Source organism: Stutzerimonas stutzeri SDM-LAC, from assembly GCF_000235745.1.
GTDB lineage: Bacteria > Pseudomonadota > Gammaproteobacteria > Pseudomonadales > Pseudomonadaceae > Stutzerimonas > Stutzerimonas stutzeri_H.
In genome coordinates this window covers 1-7,217 of the sequence record NZ_AGSX01000178.1, presented here as the reverse complement: position 1 = coordinate 7,217, position 7,217 = coordinate 1, and the positions used below count along the sequence as shown (strand labels likewise).

General features: G+C 59.8%; 5 protein-coding genes and 1 pseudogene. All 6 read right to left on the bottom strand.

Annotated features, from left to right (window positions below; all coding sequences use genetic code 11):
- Nucleotides 1-700 (bottom strand): annotated as a pseudogene (locus PSTU_RS0117575) (hypothetical protein); the annotation flags it as partial.
- A 171-nt stretch (nucleotides 701-871) separates the two neighbouring features.
- On the bottom strand, nucleotides 872-1,840 hold the full coding sequence (gene fcl, locus PSTU_RS0117570; protein ID WP_019342325.1) for a GDP-L-fucose synthase: 969 nt from the start codon (nucleotides 1,838-1,840) through the stop codon (nucleotides 872-874).
- A 2-nt stretch (nucleotides 1,841-1,842) separates the two neighbouring features.
- Nucleotides 1,843-2,967: a GDP-mannose 4,6-dehydratase gene (gene gmd / locus PSTU_RS0117565; protein ID WP_019342324.1), complete on the bottom strand. Its 1,125-nt coding sequence runs from the start codon at nucleotides 2,965-2,967 to the stop codon at nucleotides 1,843-1,845.
- A gap of 171 nt (nucleotides 2,968-3,138) precedes the next feature.
- Nucleotides 3,139-4,368 (bottom strand): glycosyltransferase family 4 protein, encoded by a 1,230-nt coding sequence (locus tag PSTU_RS0117560; RefSeq protein WP_019342323.1) that lies wholly within the window; start codon nucleotides 4,366-4,368, stop codon nucleotides 3,139-3,141.
- Nucleotides 4,368-5,756, bottom strand: coding sequence for a lipopolysaccharide biosynthesis protein (locus tag PSTU_RS20970; RefSeq protein ID WP_019342322.1), 1,389 nt, complete (start codon nucleotides 5,754-5,756; stop codon nucleotides 4,368-4,370). Before PSTU_RS20970 ends, PSTU_RS0117560 begins: the two co-directional genes overlap by 1 nt.
- A 14-nt stretch (nucleotides 5,757-5,770) precedes the next feature.
- Nucleotides 5,771-7,117, bottom strand: a complete 1,347-nt coding sequence (locus tag PSTU_RS0117550) for a UDP-glucose dehydrogenase family protein (RefSeq protein WP_019342321.1) — start codon at nucleotides 7,115-7,117, stop codon at nucleotides 5,771-5,773.
- Nucleotides 7,118-7,217 lie beyond the last annotated feature (100 nt).

Genomic DNA, 7,217 nt, shown 5'->3' with positions numbered 1-7,217 from the left:
CGATACGCTTGCGGAAAATCCACACCCCGGCCAGCGCCCAGACCACCATGGTCTGGCGCGTCTGCATGACCAGCCACAGGTAGGCGACGAAATAAAGAAGGATCGCAAGCCGGCCGAGGGTGACGCGATCCTTCATGCTGTACATCACCATGAAAGCGGCAATGGTCACGAACGGCGAACCGATCCGGAAGCGGTTCGGTCGCAGCAGATCCTCGTATTGCGTCCAGTCATCGACGGTGAAGGAGGCAACCTGATTCTGAGGAATGATCCCCAGGTAGTAGGCAAAGCCCAGCGTCGCGCAGAACAGCGCGACATAGAGAAAGTATTTCGCGAGCTCTTCCTGGGTTGGCGAGGCCTTGATCAACAAGAACAGCATCGGGAAGAACACCAGATACTGAAAGAAGCGGCGTTCTTCCAGCAAGCCATACGCCAGCGGCTGACTGAAGTTCAGGTTGGCGAGTACCGCAGAGATCACTGGCAGCAGGCAGCCCATGAAGATGATCCACAGGCTGGTCTTCGATTGGTAGACCCATTTCCACGCGACGAACAGACAGGCCGTCGCCGCCACCACCGCCACCAGGAACAGCTCCTGGAAGTACGCGATCCCGGCTCGCTTGTCATCCGTCAGGAAGAAGCAGGTCGAGTTCAGCAGTAACAGGATGAACAACAGATTCTTGTACGCCAGAACTTTCCTTAACAAGCGCTATCTCCAGTATCCGATTGACGTGGCGAAACATAGAACCGGGCGGCCCACCCTGATGACCAGAATGAGGCTGCCCACTGTGGCGGCGACACATGCGCCATGGATGGACAACAGCAGCGGCAGAAAGGTCCGCTACTGCCAGATCCATCCGGGGCAGTCGCTACTCGGTCAGTGGCGTGCCTGATGCTGGTTTTCCACGAACCAGCGATAGGCATCGCGCAGGCCGTTTTCCAGGCTGATGCTCGACTGCCAGCCCAACGCCTTGAGGCGGGAAACATCCATCAGCTTGCGCGGCGTGCCATCCGGCTTGCTGCTGTCGAATTTCAACTCACCCTGATATTCGGTCACCCGCGCGATGGTTTCGGCCAGTTCACGGATACTGCAGTCCACACCCGTGCCGACATTGATATGCGAGAGCATCGGCTGGGTATGCGCCTGATAGGTCTCGTCATCCAGCTCCATCACGTGCACGCTGGCTGCGGCCATATCGTCGACATGGAGGAATTCACGCTGGGGCTTGCCACTGCCCCAGATCACTACCTCGTTGTCGCCACGCTGCGTCGCCTCGTGGAAGCGCCTGAGCAGCGCTGGCACAACGTGGCTGTTCTCCGGATGGAAATTGTCGTTGGGGCCATAGAGGTTGGTCGGCATTACGCTGCGGTAGTCACGGCCGTACTGGCGGTTGTAGCTCTCGCACAGTTTGATACCGGCAATTTTCGCGACCGCGTACGGCTCGTTGGTCGGTTCCAGCACACCGGTTACCAGCGCCTCTTCCTTCATTGGCTGCTCGGCGAACTTCGGGTAGATGCAGGACGAGCCGAGGAACAGCAGCTTGTTCACATCGTTGCAGTGAGCGGCGTGAATGATGTTCGCCTCAACCATCAAGTTCTGATAGATAAACTCGGCCGGGTAGGTGTTGTTGGCGTGGATGCCGCCAACCTTGGCCGAGGCCATGTACACCTGATCGATCTTGTTTTCCGCAAAGAAGGCATTCACTGCCGCCTGGTCAACCAAGTCCAGATCTTCACGACCGCGCGTGATGAGGTTGCTGTAGCCCAGCGCTTGCAAGCGGCGGACGATTGCAGAACCCACCATGCCGCGATGCCCCGCAACGAAAACCCGTGCGTCACGATTCATATTCAATTCTCCACACTCACTGGAATTTCGAAGCCGTGCTCTTTGAGCAGGGCGTGGCGCTGAGCGACCTTCAGGTCCTCGCGAACCATTTCGGCGCACATTTCCTGCACACTGATCTCAGGCGTCCAGCCCAGCTTGTTCTTCGCATTGCTCGGGTCACCGAGCAGGGTTTCCACTTCCGCCGGCCGGAAGTAGCGTGGATCGACGCGGACCACCACGTCGCCAACCTTGAGCGCAGGCGCCTTGTCCCCTTCGATGCCGGCAACGATGGCGCGTTCATCCACGCCACTACCCTCGAAGCGCAGCTCGACGCCCAATTCTGCGGCCGACCACTTGATGAATTCCCGTACCGAGTACTGCACGCCTGTGGCGATGACGAAGTCTTCGGCCTGCTCCTGCTGCAGCATCATCCACTGCATGCGCACGTAATCCTTGGCATGCCCCCAATCACGCAATGCATCGAGGTTGCCCATGCTCAGGCAGCGTTCAAGCCCTTGGGCGATGTTGGCCAGGCCGCGGGTGATCTTGCGGGTCACAAAGGTTTCGCCACGGCGCGGCGATTCATGGTTGAAGAGGATGCCGTTACAGGCATACATGCCATAGGCTTCGCGGTAGTTCACCGTGATCCAGTAGGCGTAGAGCTTGGCCACCGCGTAAGGCGAACGCGGGTAGAAGGGCGTGGTTTCCTTTTGCGGGATCTCCTGGACCAGGCCGTAGAGTTCTGACGTCGAGGCCTGGTAAAAGCGCGTCTTCTTTTCCAGCCCGAGCAAACGGATGGCTTCGAGGATGCGCAAGGCGCCCATGCCATCGACATCGGCGGTGTATTCAGGCGACTCGAAGCTGACCGCAACGTGCGATTGCGCGCCGAGGTTGTAGACCTCATCCGGCTGCACTTCCTGAATGATGCGGGTCAGGTTCGATGAGTCGGTGAGATCGCCGTAGTGCAGGACGAAATTCTGATTTTCAACCTGGCGATCCTGATAGATGTGGTCGACCCGCTGCGTATTGAACGACGAGGCACGGCGTTTGATGCCATGCACCTCGTAGCCCTTTTCCAGCAGAAACTCAGCAAGGTAGGAACCGTCCTGGCCAGTAATTCCGGTGATCAGCGCGCGTTTCTTTTCCATTTCAGAGTACCTGTAGGTTCCAGATGACAAGAGGAGTGTTAGATCGATGCTGAACAGACAGGTCAGCGGCGCCCAGGCGCCCCGCTCCGTCGTGCAGCTGAGTGAGTCGATAGTTGGCCGGCGACGTTAACGGGGCGTTACCGCCCTGCCCGGCGCGGACAGACGGTCCGCTCATGCGAGCATTTCCTCGTACAGCGCCTGGTACTGCCGGGCGATAACGGGGCTGTCGAAGGTGGTCAGAATCTTTTCCCGGGCATTGAGCGCAAGCCGTGAGTAATCCGCCTCGCCGGTGACCCACTCGACGCCTTCGGCCAATCCCCGAGCGTCGAAGGGTTCGGCTTTAAAGCCGTCATGTTTGTGCGTCACGATGTCCTTCGGCCCGGTTGCATCGAAGCACACCACGGGCGTTCCGCAGCCCATGGCTTCGGCCAGGGTCTTGCCAAACGCTTCCATCAGGCTCGGTGCGATAAATACATCCGCGGCCGAATACAGCAGGCGTAGCGAGATGCTGTCATGCAGGTAGCCGAACGAGGTGTAGTCGAACCCCAAACCATCGGCGATGGACTGGTCCAGCTTGCCGAAGAAGCACAGGTGGTGCTTGGCCGGATCGAGGTGCTTGAGCATCTCGAGGTATTTGCCGAAACCCTTGTAGGTGTCCTTGGCGCTGGTGCAGCCGGTCAAGATGATCTTTTTCTCGGTGTCGATACCAAGCAGTTGCCGCGCTAGCTGTTTATTCAGGGGGAAGAACTCGCTGGCATCAACGTTGTTGTGGATGGTGCGCACGTCGAAGTCGCGGAACAGCAGGCTCTGCCGGGCCTGTTCGGACACCCAGTCGCTGATGCCGATCATCTTCATCGACGCAGGCAAGTACTTGCGCTTGCGGTTGAGCACGAAGCGCGACAGGTCCTTGTCAGAACTGCTGCCCAGTTGATCGCAACTGCCGCAACCGGTGGTGAATTTTTCGCAGCCCATGGCGTAATGGCAGCCACCGGTCATGGGCCACATGTCGCGCATGGTCCAGACGATCGGCTTGCGCAGCTTGGCGAGATGTTTCATGTCGACGAAGCCGCCATTGACCCAGTGCAGGTGCACCACATCCGCCCCACGACATTCGGCGCTATCGGTAAAATCGGCGCCCATGATGCCGGCACTGAACATGCCGGACTGACGCTTGCGATAGACGCTGGCGAACGCCTGATCAGCCTGGCTTCTGGCGATGCTGATGATCTTGTCTTTCTTGCTGCGACTGACCGACACCACCGAGGTGTCACCGTGGGTTTCCTGGCTGTTGGTGTATACGAGCGAGTCGACGCCCAGCGATCGCAACCCCTGGTGCAACCAGTAAGCACCGCGGGCAGCGCCGCCGGTCAATTCACCCGCGACCAAATGTAAAACCTTCATCAATCGAAACTCTCTTCTGGATGCGTGGCGTTCTGCTGGGCCGCGTACCACCTGCGCGACGCAATCAGCACGATCACGATCAATAACGAATAGATAACGATGCTGGCGACGGCGAAGGCTTGGACCGTGGCCAGCGCATTGCCGATCAACAGCGCACCGCCGAACAGTGAAACCACGCGCAAGCTGGTGCTGAAGATCTCGAACAACAGGAAGCGGGCCTGTAGCGACAGCGCCGGGACCGCCACCACGCAAGGGCGCGAGACGAAAATCACGTATTCGGCCAGCGCCAGCCAACGGGCGTATTCACCGGCCACGTGCCATTGCTCACCGAACACCAGCGCGAACAGCCAGGGGCCGAACACTGCCACCAGCGAAAACGGCACCAGGCCGACCAAACCCAGCGCAGCGGTCGCTTTCAGCAGCATCGTCGCGACCGGCTCGCGGTCGTGGATGGCACGGCTGATGCGCGGGTAATAGACATCGGCCACCGACTTGCCGATCAGATTGGTTGGCATTGTCAGCGCCTGCTTGCACAGGGCGAAGAAGCCAGCCGCCGCCGGCCCGAAGTACGCAGCAAGCACCAAAGTCGGCAAATGCTGCGACACGGCGTTGATTAGCATGACCGGCGCGCGAAACCTGGGGAAATCGCTGTGCCGGCGCGCCAGTTCGAGCATGCCGGGGTTGCCCTGTTCGGCTTCGTCCGCATGGTTGTCCGCATGAGGCTTGGCCCGCAGCATCGCCAGCCCCAGCATTGCGGCATGCAGCGCCTGTTGCAGAGCGGTGGTGCAGACCAACACCAGCGCAGATGACTGGACCAGACCCGCCACCGTTCGTATCGAATTGAAGAGCAGCGAGTGCCCCACCGCCACGCTCGCCGTGATACGGAAACGCTGGGTGCGGAACAACCACTGCTGACAGATCTCCAGCGCCGCGCCACAGAACATGACGAATGGGATGAGCATCAGATACGGCTGAATGATCTCGATATCAAGCGCCGCAGCCAGCCGATCGCCGAAGACCAACAGCGTCAGCCCGACGACTGTCGCCAGCGCCAGCGCCGTGGCCAACGCCAGGCGCACCAAACCTCGCGCATCGCCATCGCGCTTGGGCAGCACAATGGCGATGGGATAGGTCAGTGCCGCCACTGGAATCAGCATCATCGTGACGCTGAGAAAGGTGCCGAGTACCCCGTAGGCTTCCGGCCCATAGATGCGCGTGATCACCGGCATGAACGCCAGCGTGATCGCCTGCGCACCGGCGGTTCCGCTCACCACGGTCAGGATATTGCGCAGCAGCTTGCTGCGCATGCTTGCCTGCAGCAGCGCGGCTAGCCGTTCCCGCATCGGGGATGAATCGCGGCGCATGCTGGACTGATCGATGGCGCTCACTCGCTGCCCCTCGCTCAGGCCTGGACCGGCTGACGGCCGATGCCGTAATAGCTGAAGCCTTCACGCTTGACCTGCTCGCGGTCGTACTGATTACGCCCGTCGATGATCAGCGGCGTGTTCAGCAGCTTTTTAAGCGCACGGAAATCCGGACGGCGGAACGGCTTCCATTCGGTAACCAGGCACAGCGCATCGGCATCGATCGCCGCTTCGTATTGACCCTCGACAATCTGCAGGCGACCGTCGGTGAACCAGCTTTCCGGGAACTCGCGGCGTGCCGTTTCACGGGCGACCGGATCGTATGCGCGTACCTTGGCGCCGGCGTTGATCAGGCTATTGATCAGCACCACGCTTGGCGCTTCGCGCATGTCGTCGGTGCCAGGTTTGAACGCCAAGCCCCAGACTGCGAAGGTGCGCCCGCTCAGGTCTCCACTGAAGTGAGTGGACAGTTTGTTGAACAGCGAATGTTTCTGCTGATCGTTACGCGATTCAACCGCCTGCAGCAGCTTGGGCTCGAAGTCGTTCTGGTGGGCGATGTTGATCAGCGCCTTGACGTCTTTCGGGAAGCAGGAGCCGCCGTAGCCACAACCGGCATAAATGAAGTGGTAGCCAATGCGCTCATCCGAACCGATGCCCAGACGCACATTCTCGACATCCACGTCGAGGCGCTCGCAAAGGCTGGCGATCTCGTTCATGAACGAGATCTTGGTCGCCAGCATCGCGTTGGCCGCGTATTTGGTCATCTCGGCATCGCGGATGCCCATGAACATGGTGCGCGGGCGATTGCGGATGAAGGGTGCGTAGAGCGCGCTCATCACCTGACGCGCGTGCTCGTTGTCTGCACCGATGACAATACGATCCGGGTGCATGAAGTCGTTGACTGCCGCACCTTCCTTGAGGAATTCGGGATTGGAAACGACCGAGAACTCGATATCGACACCACGCGCCTCAAGGCGCTCGGACACCGCAGCACGCACCAGGTCTGCTGTTCCCACCGGCACCGTCGACTTGTTCACCACGATTGCCGGGGCGGTCAACATGTCGCCAATCTGGTTGGCGACCTCCAGCACGTAACGCAGGTCAGCGGAACCATCCTCGCCGGGCGGCGTGCCAACCGCGATGAAGAACACCTCTGACTGCTCGACCGCCTCGGACAGCGAGGTGGTGAAGTGCAAACGACCGGACTGATGATTATCGGTAACGATCTCTTCGAGGCCCGGCTCGTAGATCGGCAGAATGCCCTGCTTCAGGTTATCGATCTTGGTCTTGTCGACGTCCACGCAATAGACCGTGTTACCCATCTCAGCTATACAGGCGCCGGTAACCAGCCCGACGTAGCCGCTTCCAACGACGGTGATATTCATAGCAGGATCCTCGATTCAGACATTGATACAGGCGTGCCTCGGCGCGACCCTTTTCGGTGGCCGTGGGCGCTATTTTCTTGCTTGGGCAGATAGTCAATCC